We start from the raw sequence: 21,839 nt of genomic DNA on the forward strand, positions 1-21,839 counted from the left end.
CCGCGCCGGTCTCCGCGCCGTCTCAGGAGGAGCCGACCGCTCTGGTGGCGGGGGAGCCGGTTACCGCGGTGTCCGGGCCGTCGCGGGAGGAGCCGACCACGCCCGTGGCGGGCTGGCCCCAGCAACCGGCGGCGCAGCAGCCCGGGTGGCCCCAGCCGCAGCCGAACTGGCAGCCGCCCCAGGGCTGGCCGCAGCAGACGCCGCAGCCCGGGCCGTACCAGATGCCGCAGCAGGCGCCGTTCCCCGGACCGCAGTCCGGACCGTTCCCCGGGCCGTACCCGGGACCGCAGCAGCAAGTTCCGCAAGGCCCGCCCCCGGCCTGGAACCAGCAGCCCCAGCCGGGCTGGCCCCAGCCGGCCTACCCGCAGCAGGGCTGGCCGCCCCCGCCCCAGCTGATGCCCCCGGCCCCGCCCAAGCCGCCCCGGGAGCCGAAGAAAGCCGACCGCCTCGCGGTAGCCGCCGCGAACGCCTCGTTCCTGAGCATCGGCTACTTCATGATGCGCCGCGCCGGCCTGGGCATCGCCACCCTGCTGGTCACGCTCGTCCTGCTGTTCTTCGTCGTCCCCGCGGTGCACACGGTCCTGATCGAGGTGGTCGCCGTCCTCTGGTGGCTGGCGATGATGGTGAGCGGCTACTTCCTGGCCCGGGGCCCGGTGGAGCCGGCCGCCCGAACCCGCCAGCGGGTCCTCGGGATCGCGTCGGCGGCCGTCGTCCTGCTCGTTCTCGGGCTGCTGCGGGTGCAGGCCGGCGCCATCGGCCGGACCGTCTCGGACGCGAAGGCCACCGGTGACTGCGCGCACGCGCTGGACAGCCTGGACAGGGTCTGGCTCGGCCTGCGCGTCGCCGACGCCCCGCTGGCGGCGAAGGGCGACGACACCGTGACCGCGTGCCGTGATCTGGACGCGGCAGGCCGGGCGCTCACCGCGGGCCTGGCCGGCGGTGACGTCACCGAGCTGGACGACGGGTTCGGCCGGCTGGACACGGTGCTCACCACGCTGCCCGGCCACGAGAAGATGACCGACACGGTGCTCGACAGGTTCCTCACCGGGATCCCGACGCGGAATCCGTGCGACACCGTGAAGATCACCGAGTGGCTGTCCACGCGGCAGAAGACCGGCAACACCCTGGACCGGGCCGCCGACGTGGTGGCCGAGCACCAGCCGGCCGCGCTGCTGGGCTGCGGCGACGCGTACCTGGGCTCGAAGAGCTGGATCGCCGCGAAGAACGTCTACCAGCAGCTGGTCGACACGTACCCGGACGACCCCGGCAAGGCCCGGGCGCAGGCCGGCATCGCGAAGGCGGACCTGGCCATCGAGCTGGACACGCTCAAGGAGCGGACCAGCGGCTCGCCGGCGAAGTACTGCTCGAGCCCGTCGAGGTACAGCGCGGCCAAGCCGTACGGCAAGGGCGTCAACCGTGCCATGTACTTCGGCAACTCCACCCAGTCGGACCGGCTCCCGGGCTCCTGGAAGACCACCGATCCGGAGGCCGCGACGCTTGTCGTCTGCATCGGCGAGGACAAGTCCGGTGCGGCGACGCGGACCTGCAGTTACCGCAGCAACTTCGGCAGCGGCCGGTCGTACCCGGTGACCTTCCACAAGGTCGCGTTCACCGTGAAGGGGTACGAGATCCGTACCGGCAAGGTGGTCTTCAGTCAGACCGTCCAGGTCGGCGGATCGAGCTGCCCGTCGACGATCTCCTACTCGTCCACGCTCGGCACCGATCTCGGCCCGCCGCGCCACATGGACGTCACGGTGAACTCCGCAGACGTGAAGGCCCAGTTCCAGAAGCTGATCGTGAGGTGACGCGGAAGGCCCCCCGGACGCCGGGGGGCCTTCTTCCCGATCCGGGGCGGAGATGTTCCACGATCCCCGTCGGGGCGGGCCACCGGCGCGAACCCCGGGCGGCCGGCGGATGTCACCGGACCCGCACCGTCACGCCGTCCCGCGCCGGCACCAGCTCACCGATCACCGGATGCCCCGGGAGCTCGCCGGCCACCAGCAGCCCGCCGGAGGTCTGCGCGTCGGCGAGCAGCAGCAGCTCGTCCTCCGCGACGCTGCCGGTGTCGGCGTGCGGGCGCACCCAGTCCAGGTTGCGCCGGGTGCCGCCGCTGACGTACCCGGCGGCCAGCGCCTCCCGGGCGCCGTCCAGGTAGGGCACCGCCGACGCGTCCACCAGCGCCGTCACCCCGCTGGCCCGGGCCAGCTTGTGCAGGTGCCCGAGCAGGCCGAAACCGGTCACGTCCGTCGCGCAGGCCACGCCGGCGGCGAGCGCGGCCCGGGAAGCGTCCCGGTTCAGCTCGGTCATCGCGGCGATCGCCTGCGGGAACACCTCGCCGGTCTGCTTGTGCCGGGAATTCAGCACGCCGATCCCGAGCGGTTTGGTGAGAGTCAGCGGCACCCCGGGCTTGCCGGCGTCGTTGCGCATCAGGCGGGCCGGGTCGGCGACGCCGGTGACCGCCATGCCGTACTTCGGCTCCGGGTCGTCGACGCTGTGTCCGCCGGCCACGTGACAGCCCGCGGCCCGGCCCACGTCGAGCCCGCCGCGCAACACCTCGGCGGCCAGTTCCATCGGCAGCACGTCGCGCGGCCAGCCGAGCAGGTTCACCGCGACGACCGGGGTGCCACCCATCGCGTACACGTCGGAGAGCGCGTTGGCGGCGGCGATCCGCCCCCAGTCGTACGCGTCGTCGACCACCGGGGTGAAGAAGTCGGCAGTGGCCACCACCGCGGTCCCGGCCGCGATCCGCACCACCGCCGCGTCGTCCCCGTCGTCCAGGCCGACCAGCAGCTCGCCCGGCCCCTGCCCAGCGGCGCCGCCGACCAGGCCGGCGACCACCGCCTCCAGCTCGCCGGGCGGGATCTTGCAGGCACAGCCGCCGCCGTGCGCGTACTGCGTCAGCCGGATCTGGCGGTGGGGCTCGTCCTCGGTCACGACGCCACCCTACGACCGGCCCGGGAGATCGTCATCCGCGGACCGCCGGGGGAGTCCGTGCCCCGCCGGCGGCACACGATACGGTGATCACGGAGGCGTTCAGGCGGCTGGTGCTCCTCGCGGTCTTCAACACCGACGTGACCCGGTATCCGGGTCAGGCGGGTTCGATTCCCGTCCGCCTCCGCCAGCTTGGAGGGCATCGTGCAGGACGCGGCGGCATCCCGGGGCGAGACCGACGCCGCGGCGGCGGGCGGTGGCGACTTCCGCAGACACATTCCGCGTACGGACGCGATCCTCTCCGATCCCCGCCTGGTCGCCGCGGCGCGCCGCCTGGGCCCGGCCCCGGTCAAGGCCGCGGTCCGTGCCGCGCAGGAGCGGGCCCGCGCCGGCGGGATCGCCCCCGCGGCGGTCGCGGACACCGCGTTCGCGGCACTTCCGGCCACCGCGGGCGGGCTGCGGCAGGTGCTCAACGCCACAGGCGTCGTCCTGCACACCAACCTGGGCCGGGCCGCGCTCTCCGCCGCCGCTGTCGACGCCGTCGTCGCGGCCAGCGGGCACACCGACGTCGAGCTGGACCTGGAGACCGGCAGGCGGGCCCGGCGGGGCCGTACCGCGCTCGCCGCCCTGGCCGCCGCGGTGCCCCGGGCCGGCGCCGTGCACGTGGTCAACAACGGCGCGGCCGCGCTGGTCCTGACCGCGACGGCGCTCGCCGCCGGGCGCGAGATCATCGTCAGCCGCGGCGAGATGGTGGAGATCGGCGACGGCTTCCGGCTGCCCGCGCTGCTGGAGTCGACCGGCGCGCGGCTGCGCGAGGTGGGCACCACCAACCGCACGTCGGTCGCCGACTACGCGGCCGCGGTGGGGCCGGCGACCGGGTTCATCCTCAAGGTCCACCCGTCGAATTTCGTGGTGCGCGGGTTCACCAGCGCCGCGGAGGTCGCCGAGCTGACCGGTCTGGGCGTGCCGGTGGTCGCGGACATCGGGTCCGGGCTGCTGGCCTCGGACCCGCTGCTGCCCGGCGAGCCGGATGCGGACGCGACGCTGCGCGCCGGCGCGGACCTGGTCGTCGCCAGCGGGGACAAGCTGCTCGGCGGGCCGCAGGCCGGGCTGCTGCTGGGCGACGCCGCCCTGGTCGAGCGGCTGCGCCGGCACCCGCTCGCGCGGGCGTTGCGGGTGGACAAGCTGACGCTGGCGGCCCTGCAGGCGACGCTGGCCGGGCCGGTCACGCCGACCTGGCAGGCGCTGCGGTACGACGTGGACGCGCTGCGCGAGCGGACCCGGCGGGTGGCGGCGCGGCTGCCGGTGGCCGAGGTGGTCCGGTCCGTCGCGGTGGTCGGCGGGGGAGGGGCGCCGGAGCTCGAGCTCGCCTCGTGGGCGCTGTCGCTTCCGGAGTCGTACGCGCTGGGCCTGCGCCGCGCCGAGCCGCCGATCGCCGGGCGGGTCGAGCACGGCCGGCTCCTGCTCGACCTGCGCTGCGTGCCGCCCGCCGCGGACGAGCTCATCGTGCGGGCGGTCAGCGCGCTGACCTGACGGCCGCGGGCGGCTCCGGCCGGGGCGGGGCGGGGCCCGCGAGGCGGAGGTACGGCGGTGCCGGCCCGCTGTGATCCACCGAGCGCCGGGTCGGGCGGCCCCCGCGGGGAGCACCCAGCATGATGACGGGGTGGGAATGCGCGTGGTGGCCACGGCCGGACATGTCGATCACGGAAAGTCGACGCTGGTGCGGGCGCTGACCGGGATGGAGCCGGATCGCTGGGCCGAGGAGCGGCGGCGCGGCATGACCATCGATCTCGGGTTCGCCTGGACGACGCTGGAGTCGGGCACCACCGTGGCGTTCGTGGACGTGCCCGGCCACGAGCGGTTCGTGCCGAACATGCTGGCCGGGGTGGGCCCGGTGCCGGCCGCGATGATCGTGGTGGCGGCCGACGAGGGGTGGATGCCGCAGTCCGCGGAGCACCTGGCGGCCCTGGACGCGCTGGGGGTGCGGCACGGGCTGCTCGTGGTGACCCGGGCCGACCTCGCCGATCCGGAGCCGGCGCTGGCCGCGGCCGCGGCGGAGATCGCGGCGACTTCGCTGGGGAAGGTCCCGGCCGTGGCGGTCAGCGGCGTGACCGGGGCCGGGCTGGACGAGCTGCGGGCGGCACTCGACCGGCTGGCCGGGGAGCTGCCGCCGGGCGACGGCGACGCCGCGGTCCGGTTGTGGATCGACCGGGCGTTCACCGTCCGGGGCGCGGGCACCGTGGTCACCGGGACGCTCGGGGCGGGTTCGCTGCGTACCGGGGACGAGCTGGAGCTGACCGGGCTCGCCAAGCCGGTGCGGGTGCGGGGGCTGCAGAGCCTCGGCGCTCCGGCCGACTCGGTCGGGGCGGTGGCGCGGGTGGCGGTGAACCTGCGCGGGGTCGGCAAGGAGGCGGTGACGCGCGGGGCGGCGCTGCTCACCCCGGGGCGGTTCCGGTCCACCGAGCTGATCGACGTGCGGGTGGACGGTGATCCGGTGGCCGGGTTGCCGTCGACGGTGATGCTGCACGTGGGGTCGGCGGCGGTGCCGGTCCGGGTACGGCCGCTGGGCGCGGACACGGCCCGGCTGCGGCTGGGGCGGGCGCTGCCGCTGCGGATCGGGGACCGGGCCCTGCTGCGGGACCCGGGCCGGCATCACGTGGCCGGCGGGGTGACCGTGCTGGACGTGGCGCCGCCGGGACTGCGGCGGCGGGGAGCGGCGGCGGCGCGGGCCGCCGAGCTGGCGGAGCTGTCCGGTCAGCCGGACCTGGCCGGGGAGCTGCGCCGGCGCCGGCTGGCGCATCGCGACGAGCTGCTGCGGATGGGGGTCGCGCCGGACGGGGAGCCGGTGGTGGGGGAGTGGTTCGCGGACCCGGGGCACTGGGCGGCGCTGGGTGCGCGGGTGGCCACCGAGGTCGCTGACTATGTCACGAGAAATCCGCTGGAGCCGGGCATCCCGGTGGAGGAGCTGCGTCACCGGCTCGGCGTGCCGGACCGGGCGCTCGTCGAGGCCCTGGTCCAGCCGCCGCTGACGGTGCGGGGCGGGCGGGTCGGCGGCGCCCAGCGATCACTTCCGGCCGAGCTGGTCCGGGCGGTGGAGAAGGCGTTCGATCCGGCGCAGCCGTTCCTGGCGCCCGAGACGTATCGCCTGCGGGAGCTGGGGTTGGGCACCCGCCAGCTGGCCGCGGCCGTCCGGCTCGGGCTGCTGGTGCAGGTCGCGCCGAACGTGGTGCTGCCGGCCGACGCTCCGGCCGCGGCGGCCGGGGTGCTGGCGGCCCTGCCGCAACCGTTCACGCTGAGCGAGGCGCGGCAGGCGCTCGGCACCAGCCGCCGGGTGGCCGTTCCGCTGCTGGAGTTGCTGGACCGCACCGGCGCCACGCACCGGTTGCCGGACGACCGCCGTACCACCGATCGGTCGTGACCCCGCTCCCCGCCGGCCGGCGGCCTCCCGCGCTCTCCCCGCGCCGGAGTCACCCTGGGCGTCCCGCCGCCGGCCCGCGGCGCGGGACGGGGCACGCATCGCGCGGCTCTGTCGTGATGTGTGCACCGAGGGGCCGATGATCTCTTGTAGGCTCGTCCGGACACCTCCATCGATGTGACCCGAGGGATCCCTACATGAACGACGAGTCCGAGTTCCACGCGGACCGTACCCAGGAGATGGTCCTTCCCGCGGTGGCGGCGACGGCGCAGGCCGTGCCGCCGCGGCACGGTGGGGCCGAGGTGATCGAGGCGGCTCCCTACCGGGGCGACACCGTCTTCGAGCGTGAGGTGGTCGAGAAGCTGGCGGCCGCCGCGGCGCGGTCGGTGCCCGGGGTGGCCGAGCTCGGCGGCGACGTGGCCCGGTTCTTCAACTCGGTGCTCGACAAGGTCGGCCTGGACAAGGTCGGCGACGCCACCCGCGGGGTGTCGGCCAAGGTCGACGGGACGTATGTGGACATCACCGTGGTGCTGTGCCTGCGCGCCGGCGAGGTCGTCTCCGAGGTGACCAGCGAGGTGCGCTCCCGGGTGATCGAGGCCGTGGAGAAGTACGGCGTGCTCGTCAACAACTGCAAGGTCAAGGTCGACGACATCCTGATGCCGGAGTGATCCAGGAGCGGCTGATCGCCCGGGTCCGGGAGCTGTGCGCGGGCGACGAGCGGCTGGCTGCTGCGCTGATCTACGGCTCGTTCGTCACCGGCGAGGCGGACGAGCACAGCGACATCGAGTTCTGGCTGTTCTTCGACGTCGCCGTGGAGCCGGTGGAGTGGCTGGCACGGATCGGCACGCACCGTCACGTCGTGGTGAACGAGTTCGGCGCGCACGTGGTGTTCTTTCCGGACCTGATCCGCGGGGAGTTCCACTTCGCTCCCGCCGCCGCGATCCCGTCGGTGGCGGACTGGCCGGCCCGGGACGCGGCAGTGGTGGTCGACCGGACCGGGGCGTTGCAAGCCGCTCTCGGCGTCCCCGCGGCGGCTCGCGGCGAGGACGGCGCGCAGCTGGCCGGGCGGTTCGCCAACTGGCTGGTGCTCGCGTACCGGGTGGCCCGGCGCGGGGAGCTGCTGCGGGCGGTCGACGCGCTGACCCACGTACAGCGGCATCTGCTCTGGCTGGCACGGCTCGCCGAGGGCCGGACCCGGCACTGGCTGACGCCCTCCCGAGCGGCCGAGACGGATCTCCCGCCGCATGTCGTCGCCGCGTTGCACCGGGCCACGGCGACGGCCGACCCCGCGTCGATCTCGGCGGCGCTCGCGGCCGCCTGGCGGTGCGGGCGCGGCTACTGGCCGGAGCCGGTCCCGGAGGAGCTCTTCGCCGAGTTGGACGCCCTCTTCCCGGGGTGGCCCGCGCTACCGGGGCGCGGTGCTCTCCCGGACGATCAGGTCGGTGGTCATCTCCACGTGCGGGGTGTCGACGGCCTCGCCGCGGACCAGGGCGAGCAGCGTCCCGGCGGCGCGGTGGCCCATGTCGCGCAGCGGCTGCCGGACCGTGGTCAGCGGCGGTGACGCCCAGCGCGCGTTCGGCACGTCGTCGAACCCGACCACGCTGAGCCGGGCCGGCACGGCGACGCCGAGCTGCCGGGCGGCCTCGTAGACGCCGAGCGCCATGTTGTCGTTGGACGCGAAGATCGCGGTGGGCCGGTCGTCGCGGGCGAGCAGCCGGAGGCCCGCCGCGAGCCCGGACGCGTGGTCGAAGTTTCCGCGCTCGACGAGCCCGCCGGAACCCAGCGCGGCGCGGTACCCGTCCAGGCGGGCCTGGCTGCAGCGCAGTTCCGCGGCGCCGGCGATCATCGCGATCCGCCGGTGCCCGAGCTCCAGCAGGTGCCGGGTGGCGCGGTGCGCGCCGGCGAAGTTGGCCGCGTCCACGGTGGGCACGTCGTCGGCGACCCGGGCCGCCGGGTCGAGCGCCACGACCGGCACGTTCAGGCTCCTCAGCGCGGACCGCACGGCGTCGGTGGAACTGCCCGCGGCGAGGATCACCCCGTCCGTGCGGCCCAGGCGCAACCGGCGCAGCAGCTGCTCGGTGCCGGGCGCGCCGCCGCGCAGCGAGGACACCACGATGCCCACACCTGCCGCGCTGGCGGCCGCCTCGATGCCCCGGATCTGCTCGGTCTCCCAGGCGCACTCGAACTCCGGGAACACCACGTCGATCAGCGCGACCGGGGCGGAGCGGGCCGGGCGAGCCCGGTACCCGTGGTCGTGCAGCAGCTCCTCGACCCGTTCCCGGGTCGCCGGGGACACGCCGTCGCGCCCGTTGAGCACCCGGGACACCGTCGGCACCGAGACGCCGGCGACCCGCGCGATGGTCTCCATGGTCACTCTGGGCGTGCGCATACCCGAGCGTCGTCCATCGACGGTGATGCCGTCAACCGGGATTCGTCCCGGGCACGCCGATCAGAATCCGGGGCAGAGCCGGGCCCGTACCACCGCAATGATCTTCGATGCGGTCGCATCGCCGAGCCCCTTGGGCGCCTGCGGCGTGACGAACCGCTGGTTGGCCATCGCGACCCAGTCCTTCTCCGGGCGTGCCTTGAGGTCCCGGCACTGATCGCGCCCCCGGTTCACCAGCGAGTCGGCGTCCTGCGCGGAGACCAGCCCGGGATTGATCTTCTTCAGGTCGGCGAGGTAGGCCTGGGTGGTCGTCGCGTCCGGTTCCGGGGGGAATCCGAGGTTCGCCTCCATGCTGGCCCGCAGGTCGTTCTGGGGCCGGGCGGGCGCGGAGTGCTGCGCGGCCGGGGCGATCGTCGAGTCCGAGCCGGATCCGCCGGAGCACCCGGTGAGGCAGACGGCGAGCGCGGCGACGGCGATGACAAGCGTGCGAGACATGACCGGCTCAACGACGCGAACCCACGATGGGGCACGGGGCCGCTGTCCCGCGATGCCGCCCGGCCGCCGCCGGGAGCCCCGTCACCGGGCGCCGCCCGCGCCGACCGGGTCGGCGTCGTGCAGCAGCGGCAGCATCGCGGCCGGCGGCAGCGGCCTGGCGAACAGGTAGCCCTGCCCGGTGTCGCAGCCCAGGTCCCGCAGGCGATCGGCCTGCGGCCGGGTCTCCACCGCCTCCGCCGTCACGCTGATCCCGAGAGCGTGCGCCATCCGGACGATCGTCTCCACGATCTGCTCGTCCACCGACGCGTCAGCGGAGCGCAGCCCGTCCACGAACGGCCCGGCCAGCTTGAGGATGTGGACCGGGAGCCGGCGCAGGTACGCCAGATTCGAGTACCCGGTCCCGAAGTCGTCGATCGCGATCCGGATCCCGCTGCCCGCCAGCCCGTCCAGAGCGGCCGGCGGCGCCCCGTCGGTGTCCATGATCGCGCTTTCGGTCAGCTCCAGCACCAGCAGCCGCGGGTCGAGCCCGGTGTCCGCCAGGATCTTGGCCACCTCCGCCGGGAACGCGGGCTCGCGGGCCTGCGCGACGGTCACGTTCACGCTCACGAAGACCGGCGTCCCCGGGAAGCGCCGCGCCCACTCCGCCGCCTGGGCGCAGGCCGTCCGCAGCACGTGCCGCCCGAGCGCGACGATCATCCCGGTCTCCTCGGCGAGCGGGATGAACACGTCCGGGGAGAGCTCGCCGAGCACCGGATGCCGCCACCGGACCAGCGCCTCCACGCCGCGCAGCCGCTCGTCGGCGAGCGACACCAGCGGCTGGTAGACCACGCTGAACTCGGCCCGGTCCAGGGCGTCCGGCATGTCCGCGGCCAGCGCGTACCGGGCGGCCTGCCGGGCGTTGCGGTCCGCGTCGTACATCACGTACCGGGCGCGGCCCTCCGACTTCGCGGTGTAGAGGGTCAGGTCGGCGGCCTTCATCAGCTCGGCCGGCGTGGTGTCCCGGACACCGCTGTCCACCACGCCGATGCTCGCGGAGACCCGCAGCCGGTGCCGGCCGATCTCGTACGGCGCGCAGAGCGCGGCCAGCGCTTCCTCGGCCAGCGCGCGCATCTCGGCCGGCCCGGCCGGGTCGCGGACCGCGAGCACGAACTCGTCCCCGCTCATCCGCCCGGCGATCCGGCCCGGCCCGTCCGCGCACCCGGTGAGCCGCCCGGCGACCGCCACCAGCAGCTCGTCGCCGACCTGGTGGCCGAGCGTGTCGTTGACCCGTTTGAAGCCGTCCAGGTCGAGGTAGCAGAGTCCGACCCGGTCCGCGCTGGCGAAGATCCGGTCCAGGTGCGCGGCGATCATCGTCCGGTTGGGCAGGCCGGTCAGCGGGTCGTGGGTGGCCTGGTGCTCCAGGCTCTCCTTGAGCCGGTGCCGGTCGGTGATGTCGTGCACCATCACCATGGTCAGCTCGGGCACGCCGTGCTCGTCGCGGATCAGCGACGACGTCAGGTCGGTCCAGACCGCGGTGCCGTCCTTGCGGTAGTACGCCTTCTCCAGCCGCACGTGGTCGCGCTCGCCGTTGATCATTTCCTGGTAGAGCCGCCACATCCCGGGCGGGTCGCTCGGGTGGGTCAGCCCCGGCACGGACATCGCGCACATCTCGTCGGCGGTGTAGCCGAGCAGGTCGGCGAACGCCTGGTTGACCCGCACGATCCGGCCGTCCATGGTGCTGACCCCGATGCCGATCGCGGCGTTGTCGAAGATCGCCCGCAATCGGGACTCGCTGGCCCGCAGCGCCCGCTCGACGCTCGCGTGCGTGTCCAGCACGGCCCGGGTGAGCCGCTCCTGCTCGGCCATCGTGGCCTCGCGCAGCGCCTGGGCGTACCCGGCGGCCACCGCGGACTGGATCCGGGTGGCCGCCGGTGCGGGGAAGCACGCCCCGATCAGCGTGATCGTCTCGGCCAGCACGGCCGGATCGGTCAGGTGCGCGGCGACCAGCGCCGCCCCGACCTCACGACCCGCCGCCGGCAGCTGTCCGGCCAGCCGTTCCAGCAGCGCCTCCAGGTCGGCCCCGGCCAGCGGGACGAAACCCTCGCGCGCTATCCGCTGCAGCCAGAGCCGGGCGAAGGCGGTCATCCTTTACGGCCGACGCCGGCGTACGCCCCCACTCGCTCCGGGTGCTCGTCGACGGGGTCCTGGGGGTCCGGCCGCCACCGCGGGATGACGACCAGGCCCGGCTCGACCAGGTCGAATCCCGCGAAGTACGAGGTGATCTCCGCCGCGGTCCGCAGCACGATCTCGCTGCCGGTGCGCCCGGAGAGCCGCTGCGCCTGGACCACCTCGGGCGGCTGCCCGTCCGCGGTGGCGTGCGAGATCAGCAGGAAACTGCCGGGCGGCACGGCCGCGCCGAGCGCCGCGACCAGCCCCCGCGGGTCGTCGCTGTCCGGCACGAAGTGCAGCACCCCGGCGAGCAGCACCGCCACCGGCTGGGTGAGGTCCAGGCCCAGCTTCTCCGCCTCGGCCAGCACCCGGTCCACGTCGCGCATGTCGGCCAGGATCACCCCGGTCCCGGGGACGCCGTCCAGGATCGCCCGGCTGTGCTCGACCGCGACCGGGTCGATGTCGACGTAGACGACACGCGCGCCGGGCGCCGCGTCGAGGGCGATCTCGTGCACGTTCCCGGCGGTCGGGATGCCCGAGCCGATGTCCAGGAACTGCCGCACCCCCTGGGCCGCCAGGTACCGCACGGCGCGGCGCAGGAAGACCCGGTTGGACCGCATGGTCTCGCCGATGTTCGGGGTCATCGCGGCGATCTGCTCGGCGAGCGCCCGGTCCACCGCGAAGTTGTGCGCCCCGCCGAGGAAGTAGTCGTAGACCCGGGCCGGGCTCGGCACACTGACGTCGATCCCGGCCGGCACCCACCCGTTCGATTCCGCCACGCCACTCCTCCGCGATCCTCATCGGACATCGCCCCAAGAACCACAACTGTCTATCGTTCATGGTGGCGGAAGGCAACAGCCGAATCTCCACCAGGTGGAGCCACGAACGGACGACACGCCGCCCATCGATCATCCGGGCCGGGCCACCCCCTCCCGTCCGGCCTGCGGGAGACCGCGGGACCCGGCGTTCCACCTCCGGTCGCCGGCAGGCTGAACCCGGCCGGTCCAGGCCGGATTTTCCTGGCCGTTCGCCGTCTTGTCGTGACGCAGGTCACCGGCTTACCGTCGGGCCAGACCGTTGGGGGGATGTCGATGCGCCTCGGTCGCCGCGCAGTGCCCGCGACCCCGCCCGCCGTGCCGCCGCCACGACGGACGAGCCGCCCGTGCGCGCCGCCGGCGACCGTCCCCGGCCCGTCGCGCCACCGGCCACGATGGCGGACCGGGCCGGCCGGCGTATCCGGACCGCTGATCGTGGGGGACCGGTTCCGGCGGCGGCCCGAGCCGGCCGGGCCCCGGTCCGCGCACCTCGACCTGCGACGAAAGGGGCCGCCGTGACCGTCCGGGAGAATTTGCACGCGGTGCTGCGGATGCACCAGATCGGGATCGTCAACCTGCTGCGGCCGGACCGGCTGGTCGGCGCGGCTGTCCGGAACGCGCGGCTCGGCCCGCAGGCGGCGCTGATCAGGAAGGCGGCCGTGGAGCATCCGTCGGCGCCGGCCCTGACCGACGACCAGGGCACGTTGACCTACCCGGAGCTGGACGAGCTGTCGAACGCGCTGGCGCACGGCTTGACGGGCCTGGGGTTGCCGGACCGTTCGGTGGTCGCTGTGATGGCCCGTGATCATCGGGGACTGCTGCTGACAATCAGCGGGGCGGCTCGGGCCGGGCTGCGTCTGGCGCTGATGAACACCGGGCTGGCCCCGCGGCAGTTCGCCGAGGTGGTGGCGCGCGAGAACGTCCGGGCGGTGATCTACGACGACGAGTTCGCGGAGACGGTAGCCGCCGTACCGCAAGGTGTCTTGAAATTTCGCGACGTGGCGCAGCTGAGCGCCGGGCGGCCGGTCACCCCGCTGCCGATGCCCGATCGGCCGGCCGGCTTCATCATCCTCACCAGCGGCACCACCGGCCTGCCCAAGGGCGCTCCGCGCACCAAGGTGTCCCCGCTGGCCAGCGCCCTGATCGCGGACCGCGTCCCGTTCCCGCGGCAGGGCGCCATCGTGGTCGCCTCGCCGCTGTTCCACACCACCGGCTTCGGCGCCTGGACCGTCGGGCTCGCCCTCGCCGACCACGCGATCCTGTTGCGCCGCTACGACGCCGAGCGCATCCTGCGGGCGATCGCCGAACACCGGGCGGCGATGCTGGTCGCGGTCCCGACCGTGCTCACCCGGATCCTCGCGCTCGGACCGGAGATCATTTCCCGGTACGACCATTCGTCGCTGCGCAGCGTCTTCGTGGCCGGCGCACCGCTGGCGCCCGAGTTGACCACCCGCTTCCAGGGCGTCTTCGGCGAGGTGGTCTACAACGTGTACGGGTCCACCGAGGTCGCCGTCGCCTCGGTGGCCCAGCCCGCCGAGTCGCGCCGCGCTCCCGGCACGGTCGGGCGGCCACCGGTCACCGTGCACGTCGCCATCTACGACGACGACGGCCTGCGGGTGGTCCGGCCGCACGAGACCGGCCGCGTCTTCGTCCGCACCGGCATCCCGTTCGAGGGCTACACCGACGGCCGGCACAAGCAGATCATCGACGGCTTCATGGCCACCGGCGACCGCGGCCACTTCGACGGGGCGGGCCTGCTCCACATCGACGGCCGCGACGACGACATGATCATCTCGGGTGGCGAGAACGTCTACCCGCTGGAGGTGGAGAACCTGCTCGCCGAGCGGGACGACGTGATCGAGGCCGCGGTGATCGGCGTCGACGACCCGGAGTTCGGCACACGCCTGCGCGCCTTCGTCGTCCCGGCCGACGGCGCCGCCCGCGACCCCGAGGAGATCCGCGACTACGTCAGGGCGCTGCTGGCCCGCTACAAGGTCCCGCGCGACGTGATCTTCATCGACGAGCTCCCGCGCAACCCGACAGGCAAGGTGCTGCGCCGCGAGCTGCCGTCCGGCCCGCTCTGACCTGTCCTCGCGGCGCCGGACGATCGGCTCGTTCGCGGCCGGCGGGGCTCAGGCGGTCTGGTCCTGGGCCAGCAGCGACCCGCTCGGGCCGGCGCTGCCCGCCGGATACTCGGTCAGCGGCACCTGGCCGTCACGCCACGCCGCGGTCACCGGCTCGACGATGCGCCAGCACTGTTCCGCGACGTCGCCGCGCACCGAGAGCAGCGGGTCGTCCTGGAAGACGCCGCGCAGCACCTCGCCGTACGGCGGCAGGTCGCCCGGCCCGAACCCGGCCTCCAGCGTCACCGGGTCCAGCACGAACGGGTCGCCCGGCCCGTTGATCGTGAAGTCCAGCGCCAGCTGGTCGGGTCCGAAACCGATCCGTAGCCGGTTCGGCCCGTCCGGCCCGGTCAGCCCGCCCGGGACCCGCGGCGGCTCCTTGAAGAAGATCACCGCCTCCTTGCGGCTGCTGCCCACCGCCTTGCCCGACCGCAGCCGGAACGGCACGCCCGCCCAGCGCCAGTTGTCCACCGCCAGCACCAGCTCGGCCAGCGTCTCGGTCTCCCGGGCCGGGTCCACGCCGTCCTCCTCGGCGTAGCCCGGCAGGTCCCGCCCGTCCAGCGAACCGGCCGTGTACCGGGCCCGCAGGCTGGACGTCGCCGGGTCGCCGCCCCACAGCCGGGTGGCGCGCAGCGCCTCGGCGGTCCGGTCGCGGAACTCCTGCGGGTCCAGCGACAGCGGCGCCTCCATGGTGAGCAGCGCCAGGATCTGCAGCAGATGGCTCTGGATCATGTCGGCCAGCGCGCCGGCCTTGTCGTAGTAGCCGGCTCGCCCCTCGAGGGCCAGATTCTCGTCGAAGACGATGTCCACGCACTCGACATGCTCCGAGCTGAGCAGTGGCTCGAAGATCCGGTTGGCGAAGCGCAGTCCGAGAATGTTCAGCACGGTCGACTTGCCGAGGAAGTGGTCCACCCGGTGGATCCGCTCCTCCGGCGCCAGTCGGGTGAGCAGCCGGTTCAGCGCCGCCGCGGAGTTGGCGCCGGTCCCGAACGGCTTCTCCAGCACCAGCCGGGTGCCCTCCGGGAGTTTCACGTCCAGCAGCGCCTCGCAAGCCTTGGCGGTCACCGCGGGCGGCAGCGCGAAGAAGATCGACACCGCCCCGTCGGTGTCGCCGAGCAGCCGGCGCAGATCCTCCACCTTGGTGACGTCCGCCTGGAGGTACCGGGTCTGCGCCAGCGTGCGGGCGGCCGGCTCGGCCTCACGGTGGGGGCCGAACGCGTCGTGGACCCGCTGCCGCCAGTGCTGCTCGTCCCAGTCCTCCATGCCGGCCCCGACCAGCGTCAGCGGCGGCGCGTCCCCGGCCGCCAGCAGAGCGCCCACGCCGGGCAGCAGCAGGCGCGCGGTCAGATCCCCGGAAGCGCCCAGAACGAGCAGTGTCTGCGCGGAGCCGTTCATCGTCATGCGCCTCGCTTGCCCCACCGACCCCACCGCCAAAACCCGTCCCGGGTACGAATGACACCCCGCGCCCCGCACGCCAACGTCGACGACTTGACGGAGCGGCCGCCCACCCCACCGGCGCCCGGCCACACCCGCGAACCCGGCCGCGGTCGCCCCGTCCGCACTCGGCCGCTCGGACCCGCAGCCGCGCGTGCCGACCCGTCCAGCCCGCCACACCCGCGAACCCGGCCGCGGTCGCCCCCCGCGCACTCGGCCCGCTCGGACCCGCAGCCGCGCGTGCCGACCCGTCCAGCCCGCCACACCCACGCTCGCCGGCGAGCGCCCCGTACATCTGGATTTAAGGTTGTTTAAGGGTTTGGCCGGGACCAATCGATTGACCCGGCGGCAGGGCGCCTGCTTTATTGGCAACCATCTTGCCAATTCCCCCGTGGCAGGACCATCCCTCACCGCATCGAGGTTGACCCATGCGAAAGCGCACCCTGCTCTCGATCGCCCTCTCCGCCGCCGTCGCCGGCGGCCTCGGCATCGCCGGCATCACCACCGCCTCCGCGGCGACGCTGGATCCGGCGTTGCCGCCCGGCGGAAACTTCGACCTGTCGGTCTGGCAGTTGCAGCTGCCGACCGGGTCGCCCGGCAAACCCGACACCATCCAGCCCGCGCAGCTCAAGGGCGCGAACGGGTACAGCAACCCGGCCTACTTCTGGACCGACAAGAACGACGGCTCGATGACCTTCTGGGCGCCGGAGAAGGGCGTCACCACGCCGAACTCCAACTATGCCCGCTCCGAGCTGCGCGAGATGAACGCCAACGGCAGCGCCGCGGACTGGACGCTGGCCGGCAACCACACGCTCAGCGCGCAGCTGCGGATCCCGTCGGTGACCAAGAACGTCTGCGTGGGGCAGGTGCACCTGGGCTCCGGCGGGTCGTCGACCAAGCCGCTGCTGGAGCTCTACTACCGGCCGAACGGGGACATCTACCTGGGCACCGAGAACTCGCCGGACGGCGGGCAGACCCTGCACAAGGTCGGGAACGTGGCGCTCGGCGTGAAGTGGACCTACGTCATCAACGTCACCGGCAACACCATCAACCTGACCGTGAACGGCAGCCGGACCAGCTACTCGATCCCCTCGTCGTTCAACCCCTACCGGCAGTATTTCAAGGCCGGCTCGTACAACCAGTCCTCCTCCGACAGCACCAGCAACGGCGCCAAGGTCAAGTTCTACAGTCTGACCGTCAAGCACTCCTGATCCTGGCGAAGCGGCCCGGCCGGACCCTCCCCGCGTGAGAACGTCAGAAGGGGAGTCAGGAGGTCACCATGATCACGGTGTCGGCCGGGAGCACGCTCACGCTGCGCTGCCCGGGGATGGAGGCGATCCCGCTGGTCTGCCTCGCGGAGGTGCGGGCGCCGTTCATCGCCGACCTGCCGCCGCTGCCGGTGCTCAGCCTCGACGAGCCCGGTGTGCGGCGGTACGGGATCCTGGAGCTGACCAGCAGCGCCGGTGTCGCCTGGGTGGAGGCCGAGCTGCGCGGCGGGCTGATGACGGTGCTCGGCGACAGCCCGACCGGCGTGGTCCAGCGGCGCGACTCGCCCCGGCGGCCCGGCGTCTACCCGGCGACCGGCACCGCGCAGGTGGACACCGGCGACAGTCAGAAGCTGGTCGCCATCGCCGGGCACGTCCAGGACATCTCCACCAGCGGCCTGCTGCTGCGCGCCACGGCCGGCGGCGACAGCCCGCACCTGCCCAGCGCGATCCTGCGCACCCTGCTGCACGTGACCATGCCGTGGGGCGAGATGAACACCGCCGTCACCACCGTCGACCAGCGCTCGGACCAGCTCCGGGGTACGTTCGAGTGGATCGATCCGGGGGACGCCAAGGCGCTCGCCGGGTTCGTGCTGTCCCGCTGACCCGGAGCCTTCCTATGATGGGAAGGTGGCGCCCGACGACTCCCTCCAACGGACGGAACTGGACCGCCGTGAGGCCGCACTGGTTCTGCGTGAGCAGGCCATGGCGGAGCGCGAGCGGCTGGTTCTGATCCGTGAGCAGCTCCTCGACGAGCAGATGCTCGCCGCCGACCTGCGCGAGGCCCGGGCGAACGAGCGGGAGACCTCGCAGACCGCCCGGGAGCGGGTCCTGGAGCAGCGGGAGACGCACGACGACACCACGCCCGCCGACCCGATCGACGGGATCGAGGACGCGTTCGCCCGGGAGGTGGCCCGGCTGGACCGCAGCAACGCGTTCCTGGAGCGGTCCCGGGCCGCGGTGGAGCGGGCCCAGGCCCGGCTGGACGGGCTGCGCCAGCACCGGGACGCCCGTTGAGCGGACGCGCGTCAGCCCGGACGCGCCGGTGAAAGAACGCGTGCCAGCCGTGAGGAGAGGAGACGGGGCGGGTCGGCGGCTTCCGTCATGCCCGCTGGTGAGCGTCCTCGGCGGCCGGAGCGCCGGGCCGACGCCTGGTCGCTTCAGGTACCTCGTCCGGCCACTACGGCAGCACGCGCACCGGCAGGGTGGTCAGGCCGTGCATCAGCAGGCCAGGTCGCCAGCGCAGTTCCTGCCACGGCCCGGCGAGCCGGATGTCCGGATAACGCGCCAGCAGTCGGCCGATCGCGATCTGCCCCTCCAGGCGAGCCAGTGGGGCGCCCAGGCAGAAGTGGATGCCGTGGCCGAAGGAGAGATGACCACCGTCGGCCCGAGACGGCTCGAATGTGTCCGGGTCGGTGAACCGATCGTCGTCACGATTGACCGACAACAGAGAGATCAGCACCTGTTCCCCCGCCGGGATCGTCGTGTCTCCTACCGTGATCGGCTGGGTCGTCACCCGGTAGGTGGTCATGGCGGTCGGGCTGGCCATCCGCAGCACCTCTTCGATCGCGGCCGGCACCAAGCCCGGATCATCCAGCAGTCGGCGCTTCTGCTCCGGCCACCGGTCCAGCAGGTACACCGCGTTACCGATCAGGTTGACAGTCGTCTCGTGACCGGCGACCAGCAGCAGGACCGCCATGGAGATCAACTCGTCCGGGTCGAGCCGGTCACCCTCAACCGCCAGCAGCGCGCCGAGCAGGTCGTCGGTCGGCTGGGCCCGCTTACGGGGGAACAACCCGCGCAGGTACGCACTCAGCTGGCGCACGGCCTCGGCCAGGTCCGTACTGGCGAGATCACCGAGGATGATCGTGTTGGACCATCCCCGGAACGATCCGCGTTCCTCGACCGGGATCCCGAGCAGCTCGCAGATCACCTCCAAAGGCAGCGGAAACGCCAGCGCGTCGATGAGATCGACTTCGGGCGTGCCGGTCAGCCCGTCCAGCAGGCGATCGGTGATCCGCTCGATCCGGGGCCGCAGATCCGCGACGCGGCGCGGCGTGAACGCCCCCGAAACCAGCCGGCGCAGGCGGGTGTGGTCCGGTGGATCTTGCAGTAGTAACTGCGCCGACAGTACGGCCCGCAACTCTTGCGGCAGCCCGTCGACCGGCTGTCGTTTGGACAGCGAAGGATCGGCCAGGATCTGCCGCGCCTCCGCCCAGCGGGTCACCAGCCAGAACGGTACGTTGGTGGCCGGCACCACCCGGTGCACCGGCCCGGCCTGCCGTAGTTCCGCCAGCGCCGGGTGCGGATCCGCCTGATATTCATCGCTGAACAGAGCCATAACCCGCAACCGTAATCAGCGAGACCCCGACATGCGAGGTCCAAATCGGAGCCCGGAGACCGATCGGTTGGTCGATCGGCACTGAAGTGATCTCAGCAAGGTACGTATCTGCGGCTGCGGAAACCCGGTGTGGCCCCGGCGTACTGCGTAGGTAAGGTCGGGCAATGTCCGACCTTGAGCGGCTGCATGCCGGTCATGCCCCGGCGGTCCTGGCCTTCGAGTTGGCGAACCGTGCCTACTTCGCTGCGTCGGTTTCCGACCGCGGTGACGAGTTTTTCGACCAGTTCACCGAGCGGTACGACGCGATGCTGGTCGAGCAGGAGGCCGGCGCGTGTGCCTTCTACGTGCTCGTCGCTGAGGACGGCTCCGTACTCGGCAGGTTCAACCTGTACAACATCGACGATTACAGCGCGGAACTCGGCTACCGGCTCGCGCAGCATGTTTCTGGCCGTGGCGTGGCGACCGCGACTGTCCGGGAACTGTGCCGCCTAGCGGCGGCCGAGCACGGCCTGCGCACGCTGCGCGCCGCTACCGCCGACCGGAATGCTGCGTCGCAGAAGGTGCTGACCAAGGCGGGGTTCGTCCCCGTCGGCCCGGCTGACCCGGCCCATCTCGGGGGTAAGCCAGGCAGCTGGTATCAGCGCGACCTGGCGCCCTAGCCGCCGTCATACGCCCCGACGGCCTACCGATCTGGACCTCCGCCGCGCTGCCCGGCCACCTGCACGACCTGACCTGCGCCCAGGACCTGGGCGTGACCGCAGTCCTGAACTGGGCCGCGAGCGAACTCGACCTGCCCACCCAGGCCGACGCCGGCTACGCGGCCGCCGGCCTGGGGATAACAACCCCGACCAAACGACCCACCGACGGCAAACGCCTCGTAGTCGCCAACTCCGTTGGCGTTGCCCTGAACCGGGTGCGCAAGGGTACGGCCACGCAGCAGCAGTCCGGTAGATTACCCGCGTGCTTGTCGATGACGGTCTGGCGGCGCTTCACCAACTTGATTGGCGAATTACGCCCGAGGCCAGGGCCGCCCACAACAGGCTGTTCACGCCGTTGCATGAGGCACGTGGGTATCTGGCGCCAATGGTGCACCGGGACTTGCGTTACGGCAGGGATGCACGGCAGAAGCTCGACGTGCACACCACTGCGGACGCCGCTGGTCGGCCGGTGTTGGTGTTCGTTCACGGCGGTGGCTTCGTCGCAGGGGACAAGGCCGTGCCGGGCACCCCGTTCTACGACCACATCGGCGGATGGGCCACCCGCCAGCACATGGTCGCGGTCAATGTGACCTACCGACTGGCGCCTCAACATCAATGGCCTTCTGGCGCTGAAGATGTCGGTAGCGCGGTCGCCTGGATCCACGAGCACATCGCGGGCTATGGCGGTGATCCCAGCCGGATCATCCTGATGGGACACTCTTCGGGCGGCACACACGTCGCCGGGTACCTCGCTGGACAAGTGGGCGCCGTGGCAGGCGGTGTAGCGGCGGCGGTACTGCTGTCGACCTTCTTTGATCCCGCCCTGGACCAGGATCAACCGACGATCCGCGCCTACTTCGGTGAGGACCGTGATCGGTATCCGGTTCAATCGACTGTCGCCGGCTTGGTGAGGTGCGAAGTACCTTTGCTCATCGCGGCGGCGGAGCGGGATTTACCGGCATGCCATAGGCAGGTCGCCGGCCTTCTTGAGGTCATGCCGGCTGCCGGGCGGACTCGACCGTTAGTCACCACCATTCCGGACCACACGCACTTATCGGAGATTCAGTCCTTGGGCTTGGACGAGGTCGCCTTCGGCGGGATGCTTGCGCGTTTTGTGCACCGTACGCGTCGAAATGGATGACCGCTTCGGACCGTAAGGTCACCGACTGCGGCAGCAAAGCGTTCTTGGCTTGCGATCGCATTCTTGAGTCACGTGCCAACTTTCTCACATGCCGCGATCCGCGCGCTACGTAACGTCACAGCTGGGTCGCTACGGCCAACGCACGGGAATGCCGCCGACAATGCTCGTTCACGGCCCGAGCTACTTGCCAGGCTAGGGCGGCGTCGATGCTGTCAGCGATGCCCTGCCCGGCCGCGTGCGCGCGGCTACCTCATCGACAGCCGATCGGCCCGCGGGACTGTGGGACTCCGGGTCCAGGTGACACGGCCAGCCGACACTCTTTCGAGTGGGCTGCTTCCGTAAGGGCTGCCGTGTCGACAATCCGATCCCGCTGCGCCCTTTGACCGCCTGACCGGGCGACCCTCCGAGGTGCGTCGCCGACCGGGCTGACTCCGCACACCGGTCTCAGGCGCCGCGAAAGCGGAAGTCTACAGAGGACTTCGGGAGACAATGCAGTTCGACCACCGCTGGAACATCAGGCCGAACGCCGGCGGCGCGAATGTTCTGTCTTCTTGGACCCGTCCCCGAGTGGATGGGCGTCGCCTACGATGGAGTAGATATCGATCCGGCTTGCCTGTGGACGGCGTCCCCGCTTCATCGAAACCAGC

General features: G+C 72.7%; 17 protein-coding genes, 1 tRNA gene and 1 pseudogene. 12 read left to right on the top strand and 7 right to left on the bottom strand.

Annotated features, from left to right (window positions below; all coding sequences use genetic code 11):
- Positions 1–1,805 (top strand): tetratricopeptide repeat protein (locus Asi03nite_RS38575; RefSeq protein WP_507762559.1); only part of this gene is annotated, 1,805 nt, incomplete at its 5' end.
- 112 nt (positions 1,806–1,917) lie between these two features.
- On the opposite strand, the gene selD is transcribed toward Asi03nite_RS38575, so the two are convergent.
- On the bottom strand, positions 1,918–2,934 hold the full coding sequence (gene selD, locus Asi03nite_RS21910) for a selenide, water dikinase SelD (protein WP_239102843.1): 1,017 nt from the start codon (positions 2,932–2,934) through the stop codon (positions 1,918–1,920).
- 91 nt (positions 2,935–3,025) lie between these two features.
- On the opposite strand from selD, the gene Asi03nite_RS21915 reads away from it, so the two are divergent.
- The 5 genes and pseudogenes from Asi03nite_RS21915 to Asi03nite_RS38950 form a co-directional block, all read left to right on the top strand.
- Positions 3,026–3,121 (top strand) — tRNA-Sec (locus tag Asi03nite_RS21915).
- A 14-nt stretch (positions 3,122–3,135) separates the two neighbouring features.
- Positions 3,136–4,464, top strand: coding sequence for an L-seryl-tRNA(Sec) selenium transferase (gene selA / locus Asi03nite_RS21920; RefSeq protein ID WP_203682302.1), 1,329 nt, complete (start codon positions 3,136–3,138; stop codon positions 4,462–4,464).
- 136 nt (positions 4,465–4,600) lie between these two features.
- Entirely contained in the window at positions 4,601–6,349 is a 1,749-nt protein-coding gene (gene selB / locus Asi03nite_RS21925) for a selenocysteine-specific translation elongation factor (RefSeq protein ID WP_203682322.1), read from the top strand.
- 194 nt (positions 6,350–6,543) lie between these two features.
- Positions 6,544–7,014, top strand: coding sequence for an Asp23/Gls24 family envelope stress response protein (locus Asi03nite_RS21930; RefSeq protein WP_203682303.1), 471 nt, complete (start codon positions 6,544–6,546; stop codon positions 7,012–7,014).
- A 314-nt stretch (positions 7,015–7,328) separates the two neighbouring features.
- A pseudogene (locus Asi03nite_RS38950) lies at positions 7,329–7,661 on the top strand (hypothetical protein); the annotation flags it as partial.
- Positions 7,662–7,751: 90 nt separating this feature from the next.
- On the opposite strand, the gene Asi03nite_RS21935 reads toward Asi03nite_RS38950, so the two are convergent.
- The 4 genes from Asi03nite_RS21935 to Asi03nite_RS21950 form a co-directional block, all read right to left on the bottom strand.
- Positions 7,752–8,735 (bottom strand): LacI family DNA-binding transcriptional regulator, encoded by a 984-nt coding sequence (locus tag Asi03nite_RS21935; RefSeq protein WP_203682304.1) that lies wholly within the window; start codon positions 8,733–8,735, stop codon positions 7,752–7,754.
- 60 nt (positions 8,736–8,795) lie between these two features.
- Positions 8,796–9,227, bottom strand: a complete 432-nt coding sequence (locus Asi03nite_RS21940; protein ID WP_203682305.1) for a DUF732 domain-containing protein — start codon at positions 9,225–9,227, stop codon at positions 8,796–8,798.
- 81 nt (positions 9,228–9,308) lie between these two features.
- The gene (locus Asi03nite_RS21945) at positions 9,309–11,351 is read right to left on the bottom strand and encodes a putative bifunctional diguanylate cyclase/phosphodiesterase (RefSeq protein WP_203682306.1); all 2,043 of its coding nucleotides are present in this window, start codon (positions 11,349–11,351) and stop codon (positions 9,309–9,311) included.
- Positions 11,348–12,154, bottom strand: a complete 807-nt coding sequence (locus Asi03nite_RS21950) for an SAM-dependent methyltransferase (protein ID WP_203682307.1) — start codon at positions 12,152–12,154, stop codon at positions 11,348–11,350. The genes Asi03nite_RS21945 and Asi03nite_RS21950 overlap by 4 nt, the downstream gene beginning before the upstream one ends.
- A 551-nt stretch (positions 12,155–12,705) precedes the next feature.
- Here Asi03nite_RS21950 and Asi03nite_RS21955 point away from each other — a divergent pair.
- A complete protein-coding gene (locus Asi03nite_RS21955) occupies positions 12,706–14,274 on the top strand; it encodes an AMP-binding protein (RefSeq protein WP_239102844.1) in 1,569 nt (522 codons plus the stop codon).
- A 48-nt stretch (positions 14,275–14,322) separates the two neighbouring features.
- Here the strand turns inward: Asi03nite_RS21955 and Asi03nite_RS21960 are convergent, their stop codons facing one another.
- Positions 14,323–15,714 (bottom strand): glucose-6-phosphate dehydrogenase, encoded by a 1,392-nt coding sequence (locus Asi03nite_RS21960; RefSeq protein ID WP_203682308.1) that lies wholly within the window; start codon positions 15,712–15,714, stop codon positions 14,323–14,325.
- Positions 15,715–16,175: 461 nt separating this feature from the next.
- Here Asi03nite_RS21960 and Asi03nite_RS21965 point away from each other — a divergent pair, with 461 nt between their 5' ends.
- From Asi03nite_RS21965 to Asi03nite_RS21975, 3 genes are all read left to right on the top strand, one after another.
- Positions 16,176–16,958, top strand: coding sequence for a polysaccharide lyase family 7 protein (locus tag Asi03nite_RS21965; RefSeq protein ID WP_203682309.1), 783 nt, complete (start codon positions 16,176–16,178; stop codon positions 16,956–16,958).
- A 68-nt stretch (positions 16,959–17,026) separates the two neighbouring features.
- Positions 17,027–17,617 carry a PilZ domain-containing protein gene (locus tag Asi03nite_RS21970; RefSeq protein ID WP_203682310.1) on the top strand — a complete coding sequence of 197 codons (591 nt, stop codon included), beginning with the start codon at positions 17,027–17,029 and terminating at the stop codon, positions 17,615–17,617.
- A 25-nt stretch (positions 17,618–17,642) separates the two neighbouring features.
- On the top strand, positions 17,643–18,029 hold the full coding sequence (locus Asi03nite_RS21975; protein ID WP_203682311.1) for a hypothetical protein: 387 nt from the start codon (positions 17,643–17,645) through the stop codon (positions 18,027–18,029).
- Positions 18,030–18,192: 163 nt separating this feature from the next.
- Here Asi03nite_RS21975 and Asi03nite_RS21980 read toward each other — a convergent pair whose 3' ends face one another.
- Positions 18,193–19,353: a cytochrome P450 family protein gene (locus Asi03nite_RS21980; RefSeq protein WP_203682312.1), complete on the bottom strand. Its 1,161-nt coding sequence runs from the start codon at positions 19,351–19,353 to the stop codon at positions 18,193–18,195.
- 164 nt (positions 19,354–19,517) lie between these two features.
- Here Asi03nite_RS21980 and Asi03nite_RS21985 point away from each other — a divergent pair, with 164 nt between their 5' ends.
- Both Asi03nite_RS21985 and Asi03nite_RS21990 read left to right on the top strand, forming a co-directional pair.
- Positions 19,518–20,012, top strand: coding sequence for a GNAT family N-acetyltransferase (locus tag Asi03nite_RS21985; protein ID WP_203682313.1), 495 nt, complete (start codon positions 19,518–19,520; stop codon positions 20,010–20,012).
- A 301-nt stretch (positions 20,013–20,313) separates the two neighbouring features.
- Positions 20,314–21,192, top strand: coding sequence for an alpha/beta hydrolase (locus Asi03nite_RS21990; protein WP_203682314.1), 879 nt, complete (start codon positions 20,314–20,316; stop codon positions 21,190–21,192).
- Positions 21,193–21,839: the final 647 nt, after the last annotated feature.

Origin of the sequence: Actinoplanes siamensis (assembly GCF_016862395.1) — a bacterium.
In the GTDB taxonomy this organism is placed as follows: Bacteria; Actinomycetota; Actinomycetes; order Mycobacteriales; family Micromonosporaceae; genus Actinoplanes; species Actinoplanes siamensis.